The 23,836-nt window shown below is 61.8% G+C and carries 21 protein-coding genes; 6 read left to right on the forward strand and 15 right to left on the reverse strand.

Translation table 11 applies throughout. The features are described from left to right. Window positions 1–23 precede the first annotated feature (23 nt). Window positions 24–734, forward strand: coding sequence for an arsenical resistance protein ArsH (gene arsH, locus R1T45_RS12330; protein WP_120351234.1), 711 nt, complete (start codon window positions 24–26; stop codon window positions 732–734). A 65-nt stretch (window positions 735–799) separates the two neighbouring features. Here arsH and R1T45_RS12335 read toward each other — a convergent pair whose 3' ends face one another. From R1T45_RS12335 to R1T45_RS12380, 10 genes are all read right to left on the reverse strand, one after another. Beyond that, the gene (locus R1T45_RS12335) at window positions 800–2,239 is read right to left on the reverse strand and encodes an aldehyde dehydrogenase family protein (protein WP_120351233.1); all 1,440 of its coding nucleotides are present in this window, start codon (window positions 2,237–2,239) and stop codon (window positions 800–802) included. A gap of 174 nt (window positions 2,240–2,413) precedes the next feature. Beyond that, window positions 2,414–3,550: a sensor histidine kinase gene (locus R1T45_RS12340; RefSeq protein ID WP_082849486.1), complete on the reverse strand. Its 1,137-nt coding sequence runs from the start codon at window positions 3,548–3,550 to the stop codon at window positions 2,414–2,416. Next, window positions 3,550–4,560, reverse strand: a complete 1,011-nt coding sequence (locus R1T45_RS12345) for an ATP-binding protein (protein WP_120351232.1) — start codon at window positions 4,558–4,560, stop codon at window positions 3,550–3,552. The genes R1T45_RS12340 and R1T45_RS12345 overlap by 1 nt, the downstream gene beginning before the upstream one ends. Next, the gene (locus tag R1T45_RS12350) at window positions 4,557–4,997 is read right to left on the reverse strand and encodes an ATP-binding protein (RefSeq protein ID WP_317391008.1); all 441 of its coding nucleotides are present in this window, start codon (window positions 4,995–4,997) and stop codon (window positions 4,557–4,559) included. Before R1T45_RS12350 ends, R1T45_RS12345 begins: the two co-directional genes overlap by 4 nt. After that, window positions 4,969–5,322: an STAS domain-containing protein gene (locus R1T45_RS12355; RefSeq protein ID WP_067627401.1), complete on the reverse strand. Its 354-nt coding sequence runs from the start codon at window positions 5,320–5,322 to the stop codon at window positions 4,969–4,971. Before R1T45_RS12355 ends, R1T45_RS12350 begins: the two co-directional genes overlap by 29 nt. Before the next feature lies 1 nt (window position 5,323). Then, complete coding sequence (locus R1T45_RS12360) at window positions 5,324–6,199, reverse strand: STAS domain-containing protein (protein ID WP_067627403.1); 876 nt, start codon at window positions 6,197–6,199, stop codon at window positions 5,324–5,326. Between the two features lie 304 nt (window positions 6,200–6,503). Continuing rightward, window positions 6,504–7,547, reverse strand: a complete 1,044-nt coding sequence (locus R1T45_RS12365) for a glycine betaine/L-proline ABC transporter ATP-binding protein (RefSeq protein WP_067627405.1) — start codon at window positions 7,545–7,547, stop codon at window positions 6,504–6,506. 8 nt (window positions 7,548–7,555) lie between these two features. Then, window positions 7,556–8,581, reverse strand: coding sequence for an ABC transporter permease (locus R1T45_RS12370; protein ID WP_317391010.1), 1,026 nt, complete (start codon window positions 8,579–8,581; stop codon window positions 7,556–7,558). A gap of 250 nt (window positions 8,582–8,831) precedes the next feature. Then, entirely contained in the window at window positions 8,832–9,800 is a 969-nt protein-coding gene (locus R1T45_RS12375; RefSeq protein ID WP_067627408.1) for an ABC transporter substrate-binding protein, read from the reverse strand. Window positions 9,801–10,099: 299 nt separating this feature from the next. Further along, window positions 10,100–10,372 carry a DUF1127 domain-containing protein gene (locus tag R1T45_RS12380; protein ID WP_067627410.1) on the reverse strand — a complete coding sequence of 91 codons (273 nt, stop codon included), beginning with the start codon at window positions 10,370–10,372 and terminating at the stop codon, window positions 10,100–10,102. A 1,387-nt stretch (window positions 10,373–11,759) separates the two neighbouring features. On the opposite strand from R1T45_RS12380, the gene R1T45_RS12385 reads away from it, so the two are divergent. Then, on the forward strand, window positions 11,760–14,675 hold the full coding sequence (locus tag R1T45_RS12385; RefSeq protein ID WP_317391012.1) for a Hint domain-containing protein: 2,916 nt from the start codon (window positions 11,760–11,762) through the stop codon (window positions 14,673–14,675). Window positions 14,676–14,744: 69 nt separating this feature from the next. On the opposite strand, the gene R1T45_RS12390 is transcribed toward R1T45_RS12385, so the two are convergent. Continuing rightward, window positions 14,745–15,347, reverse strand: a complete 603-nt coding sequence (locus tag R1T45_RS12390) for an NTP transferase domain-containing protein (RefSeq protein ID WP_132443274.1) — start codon at window positions 15,345–15,347, stop codon at window positions 14,745–14,747. Between the two features lie 141 nt (window positions 15,348–15,488). On the opposite strand from R1T45_RS12390, the gene R1T45_RS12395 reads away from it, so the two are divergent. Then, window positions 15,489–16,799: a DUF2254 domain-containing protein gene (locus R1T45_RS12395; protein WP_317391013.1), complete on the forward strand. Its 1,311-nt coding sequence runs from the start codon at window positions 15,489–15,491 to the stop codon at window positions 16,797–16,799. Window positions 16,800–16,806: 7 nt separating this feature from the next. Here R1T45_RS12395 and R1T45_RS12400 read toward each other — a convergent pair whose 3' ends face one another. Then, window positions 16,807–18,114 carry an HlyC/CorC family transporter gene (locus R1T45_RS12400; RefSeq protein ID WP_067623667.1) on the reverse strand — a complete coding sequence of 436 codons (1,308 nt, stop codon included), beginning with the start codon at window positions 18,112–18,114 and terminating at the stop codon, window positions 16,807–16,809. Between the two features lie 88 nt (window positions 18,115–18,202). Here R1T45_RS12400 and R1T45_RS12405 point away from each other — a divergent pair, with 88 nt between their 5' ends. Further along, window positions 18,203–19,033, forward strand: a complete 831-nt coding sequence (locus tag R1T45_RS12405) for a metallophosphoesterase family protein (RefSeq protein WP_317391015.1) — start codon at window positions 18,203–18,205, stop codon at window positions 19,031–19,033. Here the strand turns inward: R1T45_RS12405 and R1T45_RS12410 are convergent. From R1T45_RS12410 to R1T45_RS12420, 3 genes are read right to left on the reverse strand one after another with little or no spacing between them, the layout of a single operon-like run. Then, a complete protein-coding gene (locus tag R1T45_RS12410) occupies window positions 18,970–19,953 on the reverse strand; it encodes a site-specific tyrosine recombinase XerD (protein ID WP_120351225.1) in 984 nt (327 codons plus the stop codon). The genes R1T45_RS12405 and R1T45_RS12410 overlap by 64 nt on opposite strands. Then, window positions 19,950–21,602 (reverse strand): hypothetical protein, encoded by a 1,653-nt coding sequence (locus R1T45_RS12415; RefSeq protein WP_317391018.1) that lies wholly within the window; start codon window positions 21,600–21,602, stop codon window positions 19,950–19,952. The genes R1T45_RS12410 and R1T45_RS12415 overlap by 4 nt, the downstream gene beginning before the upstream one ends. A 5-nt stretch (window positions 21,603–21,607) precedes the next feature. Then, window positions 21,608–21,757: a hypothetical protein gene (locus R1T45_RS12420; RefSeq protein ID WP_007120408.1), complete on the reverse strand. Its 150-nt coding sequence runs from the start codon at window positions 21,755–21,757 to the stop codon at window positions 21,608–21,610. A gap of 80 nt (window positions 21,758–21,837) precedes the next feature. On the opposite strand from R1T45_RS12420, the gene R1T45_RS12425 reads away from it, so the two are divergent. Both R1T45_RS12425 and aroB read left to right on the forward strand, forming a co-directional pair. Continuing rightward, window positions 21,838–22,434 carry a shikimate kinase gene (locus tag R1T45_RS12425; protein WP_120351223.1) on the forward strand — a complete coding sequence of 199 codons (597 nt, stop codon included), beginning with the start codon at window positions 21,838–21,840 and terminating at the stop codon, window positions 22,432–22,434. Then, complete coding sequence (gene aroB, locus R1T45_RS12430) at window positions 22,427–23,542, forward strand: 3-dehydroquinate synthase (protein ID WP_120351222.1); 1,116 nt, start codon at window positions 22,427–22,429, stop codon at window positions 23,540–23,542. Before R1T45_RS12425 ends, aroB begins: the two co-directional genes overlap by 8 nt. The last annotated feature ends 294 nt before the right edge of the window (window positions 23,543–23,836 follow it).

The following is a 23,836-nucleotide window of genomic DNA, read 5'->3' on the forward strand; positions in this document are numbered from 1 at the left end:
CACTGCCGCCTAAGGAAATTCCCGTGACCGATACGCCGAACATCGAAGAAGACCACTTCAACCCCATCGACGACGCCCGCCTGCTGTCGCCTGAGCGCGCCACCCACGGCCCGCGCATCCTTCTGCTCTACGGCTCGCTCCGCCCGCGCTCCTTCAGCCGCCTGATGACCGAAGAAGCCGCCCGTATTCTCACCCGCCTCGGAGCCGAGACGCGGACATTTAACCCCTCGGGGCTGCCGCTGCCCGACGATGCCGCACCCGAACATCCCAAAGTGCAGGAACTGCGCGATCTGGTGCAATGGTCCGAGGGCATGGTCTGGTGTTCGCCCGAACGTCACGGGGCGATGACGGGCGTCATGAAAACCCAAGTTGACTGGATCCCCCTGTCGCTCGGCGGGGTGCGCCCGACCCAAGGCAAGACTTTGGCCGTGATGCAGGTCAGCGGCGGCTCGCAGAGTTTCAACGCCGTGAACCAGCTGCGCATCTTGGGCCGTTGGATGCGGCTGCTGACCATCCCCAACCAATCCTCAACCCCCAAAGCCTTTTTGGAGTTTGACGAGGATGATCGGATGAAACCCTCGCCCTTCTATGACCGGGTGGTCGACGTGATGGAGGAACTGGTGAAGTTCACCCTGCTGACCCGCGACAACAAGGACTACCTGCTCGACCGCTATAGCGAGCGTAAAGAAAGCGCTGCGGAGCTTTCCAAACGGGTGAACCAAAAAGCGATCTGACCGCTAAAACGCAAACGGCAGGGCCAAATCTTGGCCCTGCCGCATCGTGCTACGCTAAAAAGCGATCAGTCGTTGGACCAGCCCGAAACGGCTTTGACTTCGCAGAAGTCCTCGATCCCCCAGACGCCACCTTCGCGCCCGTTGCCCGAGCGTTTCATGCCGCCAAAGGGCGCGCCCGCGCCACGGCTTTCGCCATTCATCTCAACCATGCCCGACCGCAGCTTGGCCGCCAGACGGTTGCGCCGCGCGCCATCGCTGGACTGGACGTAGTTGGTGAGGCCGTAGACCGTGTCATTGGCCATCTCGACGGCTTGATCTTCGTCCTCGAACTTCATGATGGCCAATACGGGGCCAAAGATTTCCTCGCGGGCGATCGTCATGTCGGAAGTGACATCGGCAAAAACCGTGGGTTTGACATAGAAACCGCGGTTCAGATGCTCAGGCCGTCCGGTGCCACCGGCCACCAGCCGCGCGCCTTCGTCGATGCCCTTTTGGATCAGGTCTTGGATCTTGCCCCATTGCGCTTCGTTCACGACCGGGCCGATGTGGCGACCCTCTTCGCTGGCGGGGCCGACTTCGACCTTATTGGCGACTTCGGCGGCGGTCTCGACCGCTTGGTCATAGGCGCTGGCTTCGACGATCATCCGGCTCGGTGCGTTACAGCTTTGACCGGTGTTGTTCATCATATGCAGCACGCCGCGTTTCACGGCCTTGTCGTCGGCATCGGCAAAAACGAGGTTCGCGCCTTTGCCACCAAGCTCCAGATGAACCTTTTTCAGCGTATCCGCCGCGTTCTTGGAAATCGCAATGCCCGCGCGGGTGGAGCCGGTGAAGCTCACCATATCCACGTCCTCATGGCCGGTCAGGGCGGTGCCCACGGTCATGCCATCGCCGTTCACAAGGTTGAAGACACCGGCGGGGAAGCCTGCCTCATCCATCATCTCGGCAAAGACCACGGCGCTCAGCGGGCTTTCCTCAGAAGGTTTCAGCACCATGGTGCAGCCAGCGGCGACAGCGGCGCCCACTTTCAGCATCACTTGGTTCATTGGCCAGTTCCACGGCGTGATCATCGCCACGACGCCAACCGCCTCATGGATGATCCGGTCGTTCGGCGCGTGATCGCCCAAGGGCTTTACGAATTTGAAATCTTTCGCCGCTTTGATGAAGTTCTTCAGGTGGCTGTAACCTGCGCCCCATTGCGAGCTGCGCGCCATTTCGATGGGCGCGCCCATCTCGGTGCTGATCGCTTGGGCCATGTCTTCGGTCCGGGATTTATAGACCTCGGCCAGTTTCTCCATCAGCGCGATACGCTCTTCGGGGGTGGTGGCCATCCAACCGGGCAGGGCGGCCTTGGCCGCTGCCACGGCGGCGTCCACATCCTTGGCCCCGCCGAGCGAGATCACGGTGCAGGGCTCTTCGGTCGATGGGTTGATGACCTTATGTTCGCTGCCCTCAAGCGGGGCGACCCATTTGCCGTCGATATAGAAATCACGTTTTTCGATCATGCTCTGTCTCCGTTATTGGCCAAGCGGGCGTCTTTTTTGCCGCTTAGAAGTGTCCGGGAATCGCCGGCTCCCGATATGCCTAGGACAATTTTACGGGGTGGAAAAGTTCAGAGGTGATTTTTGATCAAAAATACGGACGCGGCGGCCCGAAACCGGCGGGCCCACGGGGGGCACTTAGCCCTGTGCGGGGAAGCGGATCTCGACGCAAAGCCCGTCTTGGCCCTCGACCTTCAGCGTCGCTTCATGCTGAAAGGTGAGCGTGCGGATCATCCGCCAGCCCAGCGAATCCGACCGCTCGGGCCGTTTGGCATCTTCGGGCAGGCCGACACCATCGTCATAGACTTTCAGCGTCAGACCTTCATCGCTCTCTTGCGTGACCTCAATGGTGATCACCCCTTTGTCGCGCCCTTTGAAAGCGTGTTTATAGGCGTTGGTGATCAACTCGCCCACGATCAGCCCGATGTCGACGGCCAGTTTGTTGTCCATCTTAAGGCTGGGGCAAATCAGCTTGATGCCGATGCTCTGGCGATCCCCGGTAAAGGCGCGTTCGGCGTTCTTGGTGACCTCATCCAACATATCAGACAGATCAAGGTCGGTGCTGTCGGTTGAGCGTTGCATCAACTCATGCGCCTTGGAGAGCGAGCCGACGCGGGTTTCCAACTCGCGCAGCACTTGGCGGGTCTCGTCCTCTTTGGCTTGGCTCTTGCTCATCCGGATGAGTGCCACGATCAGGGCAAGGTTGTTGCCCGTGCGGTGGTGCAATTCCTGCATCAAGAGGTCACGGTCGGCAATGCCTTCGCTCAACTCGCGGTTCTGTTCGGTCAGCGCGGCGGTCGGGTCTTTGGCGTTATAGGCCTCCAGCGCCGCGAGGGCGTCGGCCTTGATCTGCTCAACAGCGCATTGCGGTTCGGGCAGCAGAAACTCCGCATGGACCCGCGTTCCCTCTTGGCCGGTGTCCACATCAAACCGCGCCGCGATCCGCTGCACCCCGCGCAGGCCCAGCCCCATGCCCGTCTCCGACACGATGTCGCGGGTGGGGTCAAGCTTGTCTTCCTCAATGCCGCGGCCCTGATCAATCACTGTCAGGCCAAGGGCAGGCTTGCCGTTGACATCCGTCAGCGAAAACCGGGCGCGGCCCTTTTGCCCATGCTCAATGGCGTTGCGGCCCAGTTCCACAGCGGCGGTGACGGTGCGCGTCCGCTCGAAAGAGGTGAAGCGCATCGCTTCGGTCAGGGTCAGGGCAATCTGGCGCAGAGCCGCGATATCGCCGCCTTTTTCAAGGTTAACCGACGTGAGGTTCGTAGCTTTCATCAGTCCGCGTCCCGTGCAATGCGTATGACCACGATGGAGGCGTCGTCACGCCCGCGAAATGCCCGGTCGAGCAGGAAGCCAGCGATCAAGAGCGGGGATTTCCACAATAGACCCTGTGGAAGATAGCTGTCGCGCAGGGTTTTCAACCCGTCGCTGTGCAGGATCATCAGATCCCCCGGTTCAAGGTCAAAGGTCTCTTCATAGCCCCGGGTGGCGCGTGCGCCGATCCGGCCGTCGCGGACCGGCAGGCGTTTGACCTCGCCATTGCGGACCCGCAGGGTGGCGATATTGCCCAAAGCGGCATAGCGCAGCACCATCTGCGGCTGCGCGATATGCACAAGGGCCGCCACCGCGCCGCGCTTGCCGATCAATTTCTCGGTCACCTCACGCATCACGGCGCCCGGCTCGCTGTTGAAGCTGCGGGTGGCGGTGACGGCCTCTGTCACCTCCAGCGACGCGGCTGCGGCCTCGGGGCCATGGCCCAAGCCATCGCAAACCAGAATATCAGTGGCTTTCGGCGTTTGCCGCAGCAGATAGTCGTCGCCGCATTCCTCTTCGTTCGGGTGACAGACCCGCAGGCCCACGGCCTCAACCCCATGGGTCGCGCAGAGGGGGCTGTCTTTGGCAAAGCTGCAAACGATGGTGGTGCCGACCTCGGACCCGCTGAAGATGTCGAATTCATCCGACAGACGGCGGATCGCGCCAAGGCCCAGCCCGGCGGAATCGCCACTGCTCATGCCGTCTTGGAACATGTGATCCATATCGCTGATGCCGGGGCCCCGATCGGTAAAGATCATCACGATCTTGTCGCCCTTGCCCTCGGCTGGCGCGTTGATCAAGGCGCGGCCTTTCTCGGCGTAGCGCAGGATGTTGGTGGTGGCTTCGGTGGCGACGATGGCCAACTCGTCGGTCCGGTGTTTCGGCCAATCGTGCTGGGCGGCCAGACGCCGTGCGGCGCGGCGGACCACGGCGATGGCGCTTTGGTCCTGAACTTCGACCCACTGTTTCATAGGTTCACACTCATCATCACGCTGGTGCCCCCGCCGACGGCGGTGCGGATTTCAAATTTCTTGGCCAGCCGCTGTGCGCCGCCCAAACCACGGCCAAGGCCGCCGCCCGAAGTATAGCCGTCCGTCAGGGCCAGTGCCACGTCCTCGATCCCCGGTCCTTTGTCCCAACAAACCACGCTAAGCTGCTTGGCCCTTGGGTCGACATAGATGGAAAATTCACCTCCGCCAGCGTGAACGATCGCATTGCGGGCGATTTCGCTGACGGCGGTGGCGAAACGTGTGACATTCAACGCCGAGGCGCCGTGTTCTTTCATGTAGCGCGCCACGGCTTGGCGCACCGTCACCGCGTCACCGCTGGTCTTTAGTTTGAACTGAGAGAGAAGAACCTGCGCCCCTAGGTCCTTTTCGTCAAACGCGGCGTAGCTGGGCAAGGGCATGGGTCAGGCTTAACGCGGTGCGAATTTCCGGCAGGTACATGCCAAGCTCGACCAACGTGACCGCCACCGTGGGGCGCATGCCGACCACATAGGTATCCGCCGCCAGCAGACGGGAAATCCCCGCCAACTGCGCGATCACACGGCCCACGAAAGTGTCGACGATCTCAAGCGCTGAGATATCGAGGATCACCCCGTCGATGCGGTTCTCTGATATTTTGTTCGACAACCGGTCTTGAAGCTCCAAGATCTCGGTGTCCGTGATGTCATCCTGTATCGAAACGAGGAGCGCATGTTCGACCAGATTAATCGACGTGACACCGGCCACCTTATTGGCCCTCGGTCTTCTTGATCACATAGCCCACGGTCAGCAGCGCGTCCGACAGGGCGGTGCGGATGCTCGACCGGGTGGAAACGGTGCCGACATCAATGCCAAGCTGCACCATGGTCTGAGCGATCATCGGGCTGATGCCGCTGATGATGCACTCGGCACCCATCAGACGCACGGCAGCGGCGGCGCGCAGCAGGTGTTGTGCCACCTGCGTGTCGACGGTGCCGACGCCGGTGATGTCCATGATGACCACTTCGGCCTGCCGTTCCAGAATGGTTTGCAGCAGATTCTCCATCACCTCTTGGGCGCGGGCGGAATCCAGCGTGCCGATCAGCGGCAGGGTCAAAACACGGTCCCAAAGCTCGACCACGGGGGTCGACAGTTCCAGCATCTCTTGGCGTTGACGATCGATGATCTGCTCACGCTCAAGAATGAAAATCTCGTTGGTGTAGATGGCAAAGGCATCGACCAGACGGGTGACCAGCATCACGTCGCGGATCAATACGCCGTGTTCGCTGTCTTGCATCGCTTCGAGCCGTTTGAACAGCGGCGCTTTCAACGCCAACACAAAGGTCGCCATCTCGGTTGGGGTCACGCCGCGGTTGACACGTTCACGGCTAACATCGGCCAGAACGGCGCGCAGATCGTCCCATTGGGTATCATCGAAATCGAAATCTTCGCCCGAGATGCCATCGCGCACACCTTTGGAAAAGGCTTTGAGCAATTCGCGGTTCTGGTTCCGGCTCTCCGCATCGGAGAACAGGTCAGAACGTTTCACGCCCTCTTTGACCTGCGTTCCCAGCCACTCCTCGATGATACCTTTAAAATCGGTGTCGAGAACAGTCAGAATATTGGCCGTAGCAGATTGCGGCATCTTGAACCCCAGTGTTTATTTCACCCCCCATAGGCCAATCGTGGGGCCAAGTGTCAATAGGACGCAGGGATTTTGATCGGCGGCAAAGCGCCATCGGGCGCGCGCCATGTGATTGACTATGACCGCTTTTCGCGTGCCGCGGCGGGGGTGGGGCAGGCCATCGACGTTGGGTCTTCGCTTACGAGTTTGGAGGTGGAGGTGATTGGAGCGCTAGGGGCCCACGGCTCCACCATAAAGGGGTAGCCCCCGTCGCATCGCCCACCCGCAGGCAGGCAATGACTGTCTCTTAATCGCGGGTGGCGGCTTATGCCGCCTCGCCGGGATGCCGTGGGACCAGCGCGCGGACCAGATCACGCATATGCAACACGCCGACCTGTTTGCCCTCGCGCATGACGCGGTAGTTGTTGGTCGTATCCCCTCCGGAAACCGCGATGATGCTTTCCAGCGTGTCGTCGAAATCAACCTCACCGGCCACATCTGCAGGCGGCACCTCGGTCTTCTCCATGACCGACCGTACCCGCAGCACCCGCGCGCGGTTGATGTCGCTGACGAAGGCTTCGATGTAGGGATCATTGGGGTTCAGCAGGATATGCTGTGGCTCGCCCTGCTGGACGATGAACCCGTCTTTGAGGATCACCAGATGGTCCGCCAGTTTTAGCGCCTCGTCCAGATCGTGGGTGATGAAGATCACGGTCTTATGCAGCTCTTCTTGCAACTCGATCAGCAGATCCTGCATGTCGGTCCGGATCAGCGGGTCGAGCGCGGAGAACGCCTCGTCCATCAGCATCACGTCAGAGTTCGACGTGAGCGCGCGGGCGATGCCCACACGCTGCTGCATCCCGCCAGATAGCTGCGCGGGGTACTGCTCTCCTTGCCCCTCCAGCCCGACGCGGTTCAGCCATTTGGTGGCCTCAGCCGCGTATTTGCTGCGGTTCTTGCCTTCGATCTCCCAGCTGAGCCCGGTGTTTTCCAACACCGTGCGATGCGGCAGCAGGGCGAACTTTTGGAACACCATCGACATCTTGTGCTTGCGCATCTCGCGCAGGCGACGCTCGTTGTAGTCGAGGATGTTCTCGCCGTTCATGATCACCTCGCCCGAGGTGGGGTCAATGAGGCGGTTGAGGTGCCGGATCAGCGTTGATTTGCCCGAACCCGACAGCCCCATGATCACCGTGGTCTTGCCCGCAGGCATGTCCACGTTGATGTTGTTAAGACCCAGCACATGGCCTGTTTCGGCCTGAAGGTCGGTCTTGCTCATGCCGCCGCGCACCTTCTCCAGCGCGCCCTGTGGGTCATCGCCGAAGATCTTATAGAGGTTGCGGACGGAAATCTTGATATCGTCTGTCATGTCTGGCCTCACTTCTGCGCCGCGTTGATCCGCGCAAGCGCGGCTTTGGTGACCCGGTCGAGGATGATCGCAAGCAGCACGATCCCCAGACCCGACAGGAGGCCCACGCCCAATTCAAGGCTCCGAATGCCGCGCAGCACCAGCACGCCCAGACCGGGGGCCGAAACCAGCGAGGCGATAACGACCATGGCGAGGCTCATCATGATGGTCTGGTTCACACCGGCCATGATGTTGGGCAGCGCCAGCGGGATCTGCACCTTGTAAAGCTTTTGACGGTTGGTCATGCCAAAGGCGTCGGCGGCCTCGATCACGTCTTTGTCGACCAGACGGATGCCAAGGTCGGTCAGACGCACCACCGGCACGATGGCGTAAAGGATGATCGCGATGCCGTAGAGCTTGGGCTCGGTCACCGAAAAGAGGAAGATCAGCGGGATCAGGTAGACGAAGGGCGGCAGGGTTTGCAGCATGTCCAGCACAGGGATCATCGTGCGCTGCACACGGTCACTGCGCGACATGGCGATGCCGATGGGCACGCCCAAAAGCACACATATAAAGGCGCAGACAAAGATGATCGCCAGCGTCTGCATGGTGTGTTCGTAAAAGTCGATAAAGGCGAGGAAGCCAAAGACCAGCGCCACCAGACCCACCAGTTTCAGCGAGCGGCCCACGGCAAAGGTGATCGCCATCAAAAGCGGGATCATCACGAACCACGGCACTGCCTGCATGATCCACAGCGCATTCTCCAGCGCCCAGCTCAGCGGTTGGGTCAGCGGATCGACAACGACTTTGAGGCTGTCCTTGATGGCGAGAAAGCCCTCTTCCAGCCCTTGGGTCAGGTCACGCGACTGTGGGATCGCGTTGCAACTGTCATGCAGCGCATCGAGCGAAGGGAAGGGGGCGTCCCAAAGCGTCGTATCGGCATCGCCGCCCGCTTGGCCCATGAGATCGGCCATGGAGCTAAGCCTACCGCCTTGGTCATCGCCGCACCAGCCGCGCAGGCCGAGCGAGTCAAAGAAGTTATCGTAGGTCGCCATCTGTCGCTTTCCCGGTCTGCATCAGACCGTTTACTTTTGGGGAGGGGGCCGGTGCGCCGCGCGGTCTGCGCGGCGTCGGCTGCCCCATGCAGAGGCGGCAAATCAAACCTATGTCCTTGCAAAGAAACTGCGCAGTCGGCGGGGGCCGCGGCGCAGTCGGTGTGAAAAGACGTAAGTCTTGCCGCCGATCCTGAAACAAACGGGCGGGAAACCCAGATGAGTTCCCCGCCCGCCGTTTTGTCAGTCTGTCTTACTGGTCAAGCAGCTTCGACAGGTTGCCACGGGCGTCGTCGCTCAGCCATTCGGCCCAGACGTCCTTGTTGTTCTGCAGGTAGTAAACAGCCGCTTCTTCATTCGAAGCGTTGCTTTCGCCCTGCCATGCCAGCAGCTTGCTCATCTCTTCGGTCTTGAAGGAGACGTTGCCGATGAATTCCGCGATCTCAGGATTGTTGTCGTGGAAATCCTTGGTCATCACGGTCAGAACCGGTGCCGTCGGGAAGGCCGAAGGCTTGGGCTCTGGGTTGTCGGCGTTCTGGTTGGCGCTGTGCGCGGCCTCGTCAAATTCGCCCAGATCGACGCTGGTCATGTCGTATTTGCCCAGCGGCGTGGTTGGGGCCCAATAGTAGCCGAACCATGGCTCTTTGCTTTCATAGGCCGACGCCATCGAGGTCACCATCGTCTCACCCGAGCCGTGGTCAAAGACTTCGATGCCGTTGCCTTCGAGGTCATAGGCGCGTGCGAGGTTGTCGCTCACGATGCGGCAGCCCCAGCCATCGGGACAGTTGTTGAACATGCCGCCGACCAGTTCGGGGTTTTCCAAAATGCCTTCGATGGTGGCAAGCTCGGGATGCTCATCCACAAGATAGGTCGGCACCCACCAGCCTTCGACACCACCGGGATCAAGCACGGAAGTCAGCTCAACGATCTTGCCGTTCTCTTTGAGCTTTTTGTAAGCATCACCGGCAGAGTTGGGCCACATCTCCGGCACGATGTCCGGCTCGTTGTTTTCCGACAGCGATGTCACGGCGGGCGTGGTGTCCGACGGTACCACGGTCACATCGCAGGAATAGCCCTGAACCAGCAGGAATTCGGTCACGGCGGTGACGATCTGTGCCGACGCCCAGTTCATTTCCGCGATCGAGACTTCGCCGCAGTCCTGAGCGGCGGCGGCCATCGGGGTTGCAACGGCAAAGGCCGTGCCAAGCAAATAGCGTTTCATAGTGATATCTCCTCTAGTGTATCCGCAGTTCCGCGCAGGCGCGCACCGCTGATCTTTGTCCCTTTGCATCAAGAAGAAGCCGGTCGCGCGATAGGGCGCGGCAGCTTTCGATGGCCGGGTTTGCTGGAGATAAGAAAACAAATCGCGCGCCCCTGTGCAACACGATTGCCAAGAGGATGACGCAAGTTCGGGCACCGCGCCGGGTGTGGCGCGGTGCGGTTTTGACCGGCGCCCCCCTGCAGGACGCCATATAATTAAGGCCCGCCGCGACCCTTCAAGCGGGGCGCGGGTGGGGCTGTTCAGCGGCGGGAAAAACTTTCCATGTCGCGGATATGCTGGGGGATGTCTTTGCGGTTCAGGCCAATATCCTGCAGCAAACGGTCATCCATCGCGTTCAGCGTCGACAGCGTGCGGTTGCGCTCCCAACGGCGCGCGGTGTCGCGCAGGGCACGCCGCAGCATGGCGACAAGGGCCAGACCCTCGGCGTTGGCGACTTGACCGATGGTGCCGTTAAAGGCGGTTCCGGGCATCCCGGCGATCTGGTTGGTGTTCTTCAGCAGGCGGAAATGCATGGCATGCTCCATATCAGAAAGGTCGTAAAAGGAAGGATCCGCAAAAGACGACGGTCAGTGCCAAAAGACCGGGCCGGGTCGGTTGTGTGGGTCTCATCCCGAGTGTGATCCGGAAAGTCAGTTGGAACCCCGATGGTCCGAACAGGCGGATCGGCCTGTCCGACCGGGGTTACCGGCGGTTCAGCAGCGTGCCCGGTTTGCGCGGGCGCCTCTTATGAACGGCATACATCAACATGCGGCGCATTTGGTCTACCCGAGCGGCCATTGCAATAGGGTGAAATGGGGGTGCGACACCCTGCCGCAGGAGCGGGGCGCAGAGTGCACTATGGCTGGGGTTTGCGCCTTGTCGGCGCGGTGTCGTTTGTGGGCTTTGAAATGTCGTTTTGAGCGTCGGATTTGGCGCATTTTGGCGCGGATGTTCGGGGGGAGGTAAGCGGCTAGTGAGGTATACGTTCGAGACCAGCAGTCGCCTTTGCGCGATGAAGTCTGCCGCAAAGAGGCGATAGGCCGCTTCTTATAGGCCCACCTCGCCGCGCCGGTTGCGGCTTCGATGTGTTTTCGACGAAACGCCTTGCATGAGCCCCTGACGCCCCCTGCAGGTGCGCGATTGATTCGGCGGGAATAAGGCGCTCTACCTGTGGCTTTGTCACCAGTTCCGCAGGTTTTCGGGCCATTGGTTCCAGCTTGTGAACAAGCAATCAAAAAGAATGACGAAAACAAGGCGGCACAGATGCGGCGCATTTGCGGCGCCATTGTCTCTCACCGCGAAACAGTCTTGACCGGGGGTGAAAGGGCGCGGTCGGGTTTTGGCGTTAATTTTCCTTAATCCTATGGCGAATCTCAATTTCGGCGAGGAATGCCAGGGAAACAATCGCCGCCATGAGATCGGCTAAACCACCTGAATTGCGGCAAAACTTCATTTGGTTCCGGCAATTTTAAAACATTTTTTCCTTTGTCCATTCGTATAGGAGGGCTATTCCTATAGGTGCCCAACTGGGGGGCAAAGAAGTCTGTAGGTCACGGGGGCGGCCGCATTAAGCGCATCACGGATGCGGGAGATGTGGGTACGCCGCAAGTTAGCGCCGTAAGCACAACATACCGGGGAGGTGTTCTTCTCGGTTTGTGGGCCTCGTACAGGCTCTTCCCTTCGTTGCTGCAAGTATGCAGGCCGCCTGATCTGGATTTCAGCCAGCGGGGCGCGTGTGAATGGAGGGAGAGACGACATGAGACATAAGCGACAGGTCCTGCCACTGGCCTTCTGCGGGGCAAGAATTGCCCGGTTCGATCGCTCTGCCGTTCGGCGCTCCATACATCAGATTGAAACAGCATCTACTTCCAAGACGGCCGCGTTGCGCGCCGCGTGCAACACCGCTCAGGAGATTTCACAATGATTAGAACACTTGATTTCAACGCGTTCAGCGCAGGCACCATCATTGACGATGAATATGCAGCTCTGGGCGTTACGGTTTCGGCCAGCGGCGGCTCTGGCGATTCGATGATCTTTGACAGCGCCAACCCCACGGGTGGCGACAACGATCTGGCCTCCGACACGCTTGAAGGTCTGCTGATCGTCTCCGAAGACGGCGACCAGAGCGACCCGGACGACAACGCCGGCGGCGGCAGCCTGTTCTTTGATTTCGATGACATGGTGCGTCTGAAGGGCGTCACCTTCAAAGACATCGAAGAGACCAGCGGCGAGGGCACCCGTGTCATCTTTTACGATGACAATGGCGACGTGATCCAGAACCACTACGTTCAGCCCACCGGCGATGGCGGCGAACGGTTCGTTCAGTTCAACATCGACGGCGTGTCGCGCTTTGAAGTGCGTTTCGAAGGCTCCGGCGCGATCGACAACGTGATCTTCGACGACGACAAGCCAGAGGGCGGCGGCAACGATGCGCCCGTGGCCGAAGACGATGTGCTTGAGATCGACGAAGACACCTCCGGCAACGTCGACGTGCTGGGCAATGACAGCGACAGCGATGGCGACACGCTGACCATCACCATGGCAAGCTGCCCCGTCGGGGATGTGATCATCAACGACGACGGCACGCTGACCTTCACGCCGAATGCCGATTTCAACGGTGACACCACCATCACCTACACTGTGGATGACGGCAATGGCGGCACCGACACTGGCACCGTCAATGTCACCGTAAACCCGGTGAACGACGCGCCCGTCGCCAACGACGACACGGCCAGCACCACCGGCACCGAAGCGGTCGTGATCCCGGTTCTGGACAATGACACCGACGTGGACGGCGACACTTTGAGCGTTGCAGATGCGTCGAGCGACGATGGCACCGTGACCATCAACGACGATGGCACCATCACCTTTGTTGCCAATGACGATTTCTCCGGCGACGCGACGATCACCTATACCGTGTCCGACCCCGACGGTTTGACCGACGAAGGCTCGGTGACTGTCACCGTGGGTGACGGCGATCCGACCCGCGACGGCTATGTTGACGGCACCGCAGGCGATGACATGATCGACACCGCCTATACCGGCGACCCCGATGGCGACATGATCGACAACGACGACGCGATCCTGCCCGGTGCCGAAGGCGATGACGACTATGTCCGCGCAGGCGACGGTGACGACACCATTCTGGCAGGCGACGGCGATGACATCGTCGAAGCCGGTGCGGGCTCTGACGTGGTCGAGGGCGGTGACGGTGACGACATGATCACCACCGGCAACGACGATATCGCGCCTGATCTGGGCTACCCGGAAAGCGACAGCGACAGCTTGAGCTTTGACCCCGATGCCGATCCCGAGAACGACCGCGACTCCGTCGATGGCGGCGCGGGCAATGACACCATCTCGACCGGCGACGACCGTGACACCATCACCGGCGGCACGGGCGATGATGTGATCGACGCGGGCATCGACGACGATTGGGTTGATGGCGGCGACGGCGATGACCGTATCGTCGGCGGCGAGGGCAACGACAGCATCCTTGGTGGCGCTGGCAATGACACGATCTTTGCCGGCAATGATCCCGACCTCGGCCTTGATGTGCTCGACATCCCCGACGAAGATGATGCGTCCAACCCCTTCACCCCCGACCGTGTTACGGACAACGGGAGGGATACGGTCGACGGTGGTTCGGGCAATGACGTGATCTATGGCGCCGATGACGCCGACATGCTGCGCGGCGGTTCTGGCGATGACTATATCGACGGTCAGATCGACGATGACATCATCGAAGGCAACACCGGCAATGACACGCTGCTTGGCGGTCAAGGCGACGACAGTATCTCGGGCGGTCAGGGCAATGATGAGCTTGACGGCGGCACCGGCGATGACACGCTACGCGGCAACCGTGACGATGACCTGCTGGTCGGCGGCGAAGGCGATGACCTGCTCGACGGTGGCGGCGAGAATGACACGCTGATGGGCGGCGAGGGCGACGACACGCTGCAAGGCGGTCAGGGCGACGATCTGCTCGACGGTGGTGCGGGTGTCGACGTGATGACCGGCGGTGCCGATCAGGACAGCTTCGTCAACGTGAATGCGGGCGATGATGTCGACGGTGGCAGCGCTGGCGTGGACTATGACACGCTTGATCTGCGCGGCTCGGCCCCTGAAGGTGGCCGCCTAGAGGTTACCTATACCTCTGATGATCGCGAAGACGGTTTTGTTGACTACTTCAACGAAGACGGCAGCGATGCCGGGCGTTTGAACTTTGTCGAGATCGAAAATGTTATCATCCCCTGTTTCACACCGGGCACCAAGATCGCCACACCGCGTGGTGAGGTCCGTGTGGAGGCGCTTGAGGTCGGTGACCGGGTCATCACCCGCGACAACGGCATCCAAACGATCCGTTGGGTCGGCGCACGTGAGATGACGGGGGCCGAATTCGAAATGGCTGCCCATCTCAAGCCGGTGCTGATCCGCAAGGGCGCGCTTGGCAATGCACTGCCCGAGCGTGACATGATGGTCAGCCCCAACCACCGCGTGTTGGTCGCCAACGAGAAAACGGCGCTCTACTTCGAAGAGCGTGAAGTGCTGGTTGCGGCGAAACACCTGACCGGCATGGAGGGCATCGACGTGGTCGAGGTCTCTGGCACCACCTACATCCACGTGATGTTCGACCGCCATGAGGTGATCCTGTCGGATGGCACATGGACAGAGAGCTTCCAGCCTGGTGACATGTCGCTGGCCGGTATCGGCGAAGAGCAACGCAACGAGATTCTCGAGCTCTTCCCCGAGCTTGCGACACAGGACGGCATCGAAGGCTACACCGCCGCCCGCCGGTCGCTGAAAAAGCACGAAGCCAGCTTGCTGGTGAAATAAGCCCGCGGGGGCGGGAAGCGATGCAGCTTAGAAACGGGGCGGGTAACCGCCCCGTTTTCTTTTCTGGGGCTATCTCTGCGGCTTTCGCCACGCGGCCCAATCTTCGGGCGTGTCGAGGTCGAGCCGCGCGCGTTGACCGGGCAGGGGCACCATCTGCACCCGCGCGCCTGCGCCACGCACCACCGCACGGCCCCCATCATCGCCGCTCAGCTGTTTGAGTTGGTCAAACAGCGCGGCGGCAAAGATGATCGGATGCCCCGGCCTGCCATCCTCTGTCGCGGCGCGCCAGACCAACGTCTCACTGCTTAGATCAACCGAGGCCGCAAGGCAGGCCAGATCGCTGGGCTCAAGGTCGGGCATGTCGGCCAACATCACCATGGCCGCCGCCGTGTCCGGGGGCAGGGCCGCAAAGGCGCTGCGCAGGCTGGCGCCCATGCCCTCGGACGCATCGGGAATGGGAAGCGGCGTGATATCCAGCCCGGTCAGGGCCGTGTAGCGCGGATGCGGCGCGGGCGGCAGGGCGACCATCACGGGGCCGACGCTTTGCGCCACCCGCGTCTGACGGCGCAACAGGGGCTGGCCGTCCACGTCTTCCATCAATTTGTCGCGCCCCCGCATCCGGGAAGAGGCTCCGGCAGCGAGGAGGATCACAGGCAGAGAGGCTTTTGTCATGGCGCCAGACTACCGGGCGCAGCGCGCGGGGATAAGGGCTTTCTTGCACCTTGCCACGGGCCAGATATCAGCGCCGCCAAAGGTTGCAAATTCCTGCTAAACCACCGTTGGCAGGGCGCTTTTTCGTGCTACCCTTGCCCCATGAACATTAAAGACCTGATCCCGCACACACTGTTTCGCAAAGCCCGCGAATATTCTCGTAAACTTTGGGTGCGGGTGGTCGTCATGGGGCTGTTGGCCTTTGTCGCCCTCGGGATGACGCAGCTGTTTGAGCCCTTGGTGCCCAAGGAGGTCGCCACACGTTTGACGGGCGAGGCGGCGGATCGGCTTTTGCAGATCATCGCGGATGCGATGCTTGCGGTTACGATCTTTTCGATCACCATCATGGTCACGGTCTACCGCTCTACCTCGGCCCAATTCACGCCGCGGGCGCATCGGCTGATCATTCAGGACCGGACCACCCAGAACACCCTTGCCGTTTTCATCGGCGCCTATGTGTATGCTTTGGTGGCGATCATCATGCGCGAGTTGGGCATCTATGTCGACGAACGCTCATTCGTGCTGTTTCTGACGACAGTGATGGTGCTGGCGATCATCGTGATCTTTCTGATCCGTTGGGTGCTTCACCTGCAAAGTTTCGGTAGCCTGATCGACACCACGCGCCAAATCGAAGCCGTAACCACATCGCTGTTCAAGGAGCGGCTAAAGACCCCCTGCATGGGCGGCCACCCTCTGACCGGCCCCACCCCTGACATCGCCCGCCCGATCTTTGCCCCCGAAAGCGGGTATATCAAACATATCTACCCCGAGGCGCTGGACCAGCAGGCGCGCGATCATGGGGTGGCGATCTATCTTACCCGCCGCATCGGCGATTTCGTTTTTGTCGGAGAGCCTTTGGTCATGGTCACCCAGCAGGGCAGCCCGCAGGACGACGAGCACGACTGGGACAGCCTTGAGCAAAAGGTTTTCGACACCGTGCAACTGGGCGATCTGCGCACCTTTGACCAAGACCCGCGCTTTGGCCTGCGGGTGCTGGGAGAGGTCGCCTCCAAAGCGCTGTCGCCGGGGATCAACGATGGTGGCACGGCGATTGATGTCATCACCCGCATCGGGCGCATCCTGTCATATTATTCGGACGAGGCGAAGCCGGGCGGCAAGGTCAACCTGCCCAACCTGCATATCGCGCCGATCCCGTCGGACGCCCTGATCGAAGACGGCTTTGGCGCGCTGGCCCGGGATGGGGCCTCGGTCGTTGAGGTGCAGATGGCCTTGCAAGAGGTGCTGGCCGGGCTGATGCAGCACCCTGACCCCGGCCTTGCCGCCTCGGCCCGGGACGCGGCAGAGAACCACCTGCGCCGCGCTTTCGAAGAGGTGCCCTTTGGCCCCGACCGGGCGCGGATCTGGGCCGCCGCATGCAAAGAGGTGCGCGCGGCGGTGGAGACACCGGACTAAGCGGAGCTCAGAGAGGGCGGATTTTCAACTGCGTGATGCGGTTGCCGTCCCGTTCCATCACTTCGAACCGGAAGTTGTGGAAAGAGAACACCTGCCCCACGGTGGGGATCATCTGCGCTTCGTGGATCACCAGCCCGGCCACGGTATTGGCCTCGTCATCGGGGAGGGACCAGTCGGTGGCCCGGTTAAGATCGCGGATCGTCATGGCCCCTTCGACCATCAGATGCCCGTCTTCGGATTGTTTGAGCGGGTGATCTGCGTCGGGGTCGAATTCGTCTGTAATCTCGCCCACGATCTCTTCGAGGATGTCTTCGAGCGTGATCAGCCCTTGCAGTGAGCCATATTCATCCACCACCAGCGCAAAATGCGTGCGGCGGCGCAGGAACTGGCGCATCTGTTCATCGAGGGTTGAGGTTTCGGGCACGAAATAGGGTTTCATCACCACATCGGCCACGTTGAACCCCTTGAGCGCCGCCGCATTGCCGTTGGGGCCGCCGATCAGCTTGTACATGGCGCGCAGCAGGTCCTTGGCGTGGATCACGCCGATGATGTTTTCCGGATCATCGCGGAAGACGGGCAGGCGGGTGTGGTTGGATTGCAGGCATTTTTCCATGATGTCGGTCGGGTCGGATGCCGCATCGATCATCTCGATCCCCGAACGGTGCAGCATGACCTCTTCGACCGCGCGTTCGCGCAGGTCGAGCGCGCCCAAGATACGGTCGCGGTCTTCCTTTTCGACTACGCCTTCGGAATGGCCAAGTTGCAAGGCGCCGGCGATCTCTTCGCGGACGGCCAGAATGTTGCTGTCCGGGTCAATCTGAACGCCGAATAGCCGCAGCACCCCGCGCACGAAATAGCGCACCGCCGTCACCACCGGCGAGAAGACAAGCACCACGATGCTGATTGGGCGCGAGACCAGCGCCGCCGCCGTTTCGGCATTGGTGATGGCATAGGTCTTGGGCAGCACTTCTGAGAAGACAAGCACCAGAAGTGTCATCACCAGCGTCGCCAGCGCCACGCCGCTTTCGCCGAAAAGCCGGGTGAACAGCGCCGTCGCCATGGAGGCGGCGAGGATGTTGACCAAGTTGTTGCCCAGAAGGACCGAGCCGATCAGCCGCTCGTTATCCTCGGTGATTTTGAGCGCCCGTATCGCCCCGCTTGCCCCTTTGTCGGCCTGCGCGCGCAGCTTCCCGCGCGAGGCCGCGGTCAGTGCTGTTTCGGACCCCGAAAAGAAGCCCGACAGGACGAGGAGAAACAGGATAATTCCGGTACTGATCCAGAATGCGGTGTCAAAAAGGGCGGGGCCCGTTTCCATGAGGTCTAAATCCATCCATTATGTGTTGCGAATGTTATGGGCGCAGGGGCTGCGTCATTCAAGGGTCGCAACGGGTGAGGGTGGTGTGATGCAGGCGAAAATCAACTGTGCAGAGCTCGGGGTTCTGGACGGGCCGCTGCTGTTGTTCGGCGGGCCCTATTCCAACCTTCAGGCGGTAGCAGCGCTGGCGGATTTTGCCGCCGCGCACGGCATCGGCGGGGATCAGATGATCTGCACCGGGGATATCGTCGCCTACTGCGGGGCACCAAGCGAAAGCGTGGCGGCGATCCGGGCGCTTGGCTCTGCCGTGGTGGCGGGCAATTGTGAGTTGCAACTGGCCAGCGGGGCCGAGGATTGCGGCTGCGGCTTCGCGCCGGGCAGCAGTTGCGACATGCTTTCGGGCGCGTGGTACGCCCATGCCGCAAGCCAGTTGGACGCGGAGGCGAAGACGTGGATGGGATCACTGCCGGATGTGGCCGTGTTTCAGCATCAGGGGCAGCGCTACGGGGTGATCCACGGCGGGGTGTGCGATGTGGCGCGGTTCATCTGGTCAGAGAGTGCAGGGGCGGTGTTTGAGGAGGAGTGGCGCGCCTTGGAGGAGGTCACAGGCCCCGTCGATCACATCATCGCCGGGCATTCCGGTCTGCCCTTTATCCGCAAGACGGCGCGTGGGCGCTGGATCAATGCAGGGGTGATCGGCATGCCGCCTCACGACGGTGGCCAGCAAACGCGGGTGGCCGTGTTGGACGGGGGCGAAGTGCGGTTTCACCGGCTTAGCTATGATGTGGCAGGGGCCGTGGCCGACATGACAAAGGCCGGTCTGCCGCGCGCCTATGCTGACGCGCTGCAAAGCGGTTACTGGCCGTCGGAAGACGTGCTGCCACCGGGGTTGCGCGTGCCGTCCTTGGCCAGAGGGTGACGCTCTAGCACGAGGTCCGACAGGCGCTCTTCCAGAACATGGGTATAGATCTCGGTCGTGGCGACATCGGCGTGGCCCAGCATGGTCTGGATCGCGCGCAGGTCCGCGCCATTGGCCAGCAGATGCGTGGCAAAGGCATGGCGCAGGGTGTGCGGCGTGACCTTTTCAGGGGGCACACCCCCGGTCACGGCGAATTCCTTGATCAACAGATAGAACCGATGCCGCGTCAGATGGCCCGTTGCCCCGCGCGACGGGAAGAGATGCCGTGCGGGCGGTTTGCCCTTGGCTTGGGCCGCTTCATCCGCCTTGTCACGCACCACCAGCCATGCCGCCAGCGCGTCCCGCGCAGGCTCTGACAGGGGCACCAGCCGCTCGCGGCCCCCCTTGCCCGAAATCAGCAGCAGGCGCGGATCGCCGCGCGCGGCGCTGACCGGCAGGCTGACCAATTCGCTGACCCGCATGCCAGTGGCATAGAGCAGTTCCATCAGGCAGGTGTTGCGCAGTTGGTCTGCCAGCGCCCGGCCTGAGTTGCGCGCGGCATCCAGAAGCCGGTCGACCTCTTCTTCAGAGAGAATCTTGGGCAGACGTTTATCTTGCCCCGGTCCGGCGATTTGCACGGCGGGATTGTCTTCGCGCAGCCCTTCCTCAAAGGCAAAGCGGTAGAGCTGTTTGATCGCCGAAAGCCGCCGCGCGCGGGTGGATTTGGCCAGCCCTTGGGCATCGCAATAGACAAGGTAATCCTCAACCTCGCCGCGGCTGGCGGTGAGGAAATCGTGATTGCGCTGCGCCAGAAAGGAATCGAAATCCTTGAGGTCGCGGCCATAGGCCAGCTGCGTATTGGTGGCGGCACCCTGTTCGGCGGCGGCGGCCTCCAGAAAGCTGGAGATCCAATGAAAGGTCGGGGTCTGGGACATCATCATTGCTGGAGCAATACAATCTGCAAGGCGGCACGTCGGGCGGTGTCTTCCAACCCGAGGGCGCGCAGGGTGGCTAGGGCGTCGCGGAGCGCCGATGTGTCACCACTCGCCCCGTCATGCAAGAGCGACAATAGGCGCAAAATCGCCATGCCCAATTCCTTGTCCCGCGCCAGCGCCATCAGGTCGGCGCGCGGGGTGGGATTGGCGAAAGCATCGTGAACAGCAGCGGCCAAGGGCGCATCCGGGGCAGGGCCTTCGGGGGCATCGCCAACCGCCACGGCGCGCAGCAATTCGTCTTCGGGAGACTTGCCGATCACCCGCGCCGAGGCAGCCTCGTAATTGGGCGACAGCAGCGCCACATCCCGCGCCAGACGCGCGGCATGGCCCGCAAGCGGCATGGTCGAGAGCGGTTCGGCAAAGAGCGTGGCAAAGGCCACTTCGAGAGAGGCCTCACGCATCGCTTCCCATGCAGGCGGCAGGGTCTTGGCCACCGCCTCTGCGCTGCTGGTGCGCAGGGCTGTCTCAAAGCGTTGCAGCGCCGCGACACGGTCCCAGACGCCCCCCGATGCAGCGGGCTGGCGGTCTGTATACAGCCCCAGCAGCAGGTTGTCGGGCAGGGCACCCGCGCGGGTCAGACGCTCGGCTGCCTCAAGCTGGGCTTTCCATCCGGCGATGTCGCGCAGATCGGCTACCGCATAGGCGCGCGGCAGGATGTTGGAGGGCAGCGGCTCACCAATGGTTTCAAACAGGCGAAAGGTCATCGGGTCCATCTGGCGCGGCACGCGCAGCGGTTCGGCCCCTTCGTAGAAATCCGGGTTGAGGAAACGGTCAAAGAGTTCAAGCTGCGCCTCTGGCAACAGGCCGAGCGCCTGCGCCGAGCCAAAGGTCAGAGCCGCGTTTTCCCAATTGCCCGCGCGGGCGTTGCAAAAAATTCGGGTGCCATAGTCATGGGTCAGATGCGGTGATTTCATCAGCCGCTCGCAAACGCGGTGTTCGGTGCCAGTGAGCAGGGAAAGCTGCATCCAAAGGTTGAAATGCGCGGTCGAGGTGGTCACCCCGGCCTGTTCGATCAGTGACAGCGCCGGATCGAGCGCGCCAAGCTCCATCAGTTTTTCGCCCCGTGCCAGCGCCAATAGATCGCCATTGCGCGCCTCGCCCTGCGGGGCCTGCGCCTCGGCCAGAAGCACGGTATAGAGCAGGGCCTGCGCGGCGGGCAAATGCAGGTCGGGCAGGTTGCGAATACGCTCGATCAGGGCAGTGGTATCGCTGCCCATCCAGATGTCCCCACGCAGCCCAGTGACCGAGCCGGGCACCAGCCCGATGCGGCGCGGCGCGCCATCGCCCAGTGGGGTGACCTGCACCTCGGGGGGCAAGGCGTTGTTGGCGACAGGCGGTTCCGCCACCCGGCCCGGATTGGGCGGGCGCTTGGGGCTGTTTTCGGGCGGCGATTGCGCCCCGAGCCAGTCGATCACGGAAAGCGGTTGGTCATTGGCGGCGGGGGGCTTTTCCTGTTCCCCGGCCTCTAAGGTTTTGCGCGAATCGCGGCCCAGATTGCGGTCTTCGTCGGATTCGGCCAGCAGGGCGCTGGCACTGACCGAGCAGATCAACGCAGCGCAAAGGGCCAAACCGCGTTTTGACAGCGCGTTTGCCACCCCGCTCAATCCGCTGTCAGCGTGACGGGCTGGCGTGTCTCAATCTGTTCGGGCGAAAAGTCCACGCCAAAGAAGGGCCCGACGTAGGCATAGCCCACCAGCCCGATGAAGCCGACAATCAATAGAAATATCAAAAGCTTAAAAAGTTTACCCATGATTAATGCCTGCCCGGAATTCTGCTATTTTGCCAAACTATATATGGCCTTTCCGGCAAGATCACGTCATTCAGAGAAAAATGAGCGGAATTAAGCACAGCATAACCGATGGCGAAGAAATGCCGCCCCGTTACCGTCTGAACAAGACGGTGGCGCTGGTTGGCATGATGGGGGCGGGCAAGACGGCGGTGGGGCGTGCGGTCTCGGCCAAGCTGGGCGCGCCCTTTCTGGACAGCGATGCCGAGATTGAGGCGGCGGCCAATCTGAGCGTGCCCGAGATCTTTACCCGCGACGGAGAGCCGTTCTTTCGCAAACGCGAGACAGAGGTCATCGCCCGGCTGCTGGCAGAGGAACGTTGCATCCTGTCCACCGGCGGCGGGGCGTTTCTGGCCGAGGTAAATCGCGACAATATCGCGGCTTACGGTGTGGCGCTCTGGCTGGATGCGGATCTTGATCTGCTGTGGAACCGGGTGCGCTATAAGGACAGCCGTCCGCTGCTGCGTACGGCTGATCCCAAGGCCACGCTGACCGCGCTCTACCGCGACCGGGTGCCGCTTTACCGGCTGGCGGATCTGTCGGTGCGCTGTGATCCGCGCCTGTCGATTGACGCCATGGCCAATCGGGTGATCGATAAGCTGCTGACAAGGCCGGATGTTTTGGAGAAATTGGATGCGTGAGACGGTATCCGTGGCCCTGCCGGGGCGGGAATATGATGTAATCATCGGGCCGGGGTTGCTGGCCGATGCGGGCGCGCTGATCGCGCCGCTGCTGCGCCGCAAGCGCGTCGCCGTCATCACCGAAAGCCGCGTGGCCGCGTTGCATTTGCAAACGCTGCGGGACGGGTTGGCCGCCGAGGGCATCGCGATGTCGGCGCTGGAACTCGCGCCCGGAGAGGGGACCAAGGACTGGGCCAATCTGCAGCGCTCGGTCGACTGGCTGCTCGACGAACAGGTGGAGCGCGGCGATATCGTCGTGGCCTTTGGCGGCGGGGTGATCGGCGATCTAGTGGGCTTTGCCGCCGCCGTGCTGCGGCGCGGGGTGCGTTTTGTGCAGATCCCCACATCGCTTCTGGCGCAGGTCGACAGTTCGGTGGGTGGCAAGACCGGGATCAACGCAAGCCAAGGCAAGAACCTGATCGGGGCATTCCATCAACCCAGCCTCGTGCTCGCTGATACCGAAGTGCTGGGGACCATGCCGCCCCGCGATTTCCTCGCCGGGTATGGCGAGGTCGTAAAATACGGCCTGCTGGGCGATGCGGATTTCTTTGATTGGCTAGAGGCGCAGGGGCCAGCCCTTGCGGCAGGCGATATGGAAGCTCGGATCGAGGCGGTGCGCCGTTCGGTCCAGATGAAGGCCGATATCGTGGAACGCGACGAGACCGAGCAGGGCGACCGCGCGTTGCTCAACCTCGGCCATACTTTCGGCCATGCGCTTGAGGCGGCGACCGGCTATTCCGACCGTCTGCTGCATGGCGAAGGGGTGGCGATCGGCTGTGCGCTGGCCTTTGAGCTTTCCGCGCGGCAGGGCCTATGCCCGCAGGAAGACCCCAGCCGCCTGCGCGCCCATCTGGCGCAGATGGGCATGAAGACCGACCTGCGCGATATCCCCGGCGACCTGCCAGAGGCCGAAGAGTTGCTGCGCCTGATGGGGCAGGACAAAAAGGTTGTCGATGGCCGGTTGCGTTTCGTTCTGGCGCGCGGCATCGGCCAAGCCTTTGCGGGGGCCGAGGTCGACAATGCCGATGTGCTGGCCCTGCTGCGCGACGCGCTAAGCGCGCGCCAGTGACCCGCGGCGGGCTGGGCCCGGCGGTTTAACTCTGTTCTTTAAGGTGTTGTGGTGCCGAATAAAAAGGGCGGCGCCGCCAAGTCGGATGTTTGAGACAGGCGTCACCCTGCATGTCTGAACGTCTTGACATGGCGCCCGCGTGGAGCGCCTCTGATCCGGTTGCCGAACTGATGAATGCCCGGCGGGTATCGCGATGGGGAGAGGTCTAATCCGGCGCGGTTAAAGACCTGTCACGGCCGCGGTCGCAGAGGGTGGGCAGGGCGCAACGGCGCCCCGCCCGAAATCGCATAGGGT

It is taken from the genome of Sulfitobacter sp. LC.270.F.C4 (assembly GCF_032922545.1).
GTDB classification, from domain to species: domain Bacteria; phylum Pseudomonadota; class Alphaproteobacteria; order Rhodobacterales; family Rhodobacteraceae; genus Sulfitobacter; species Sulfitobacter profundi.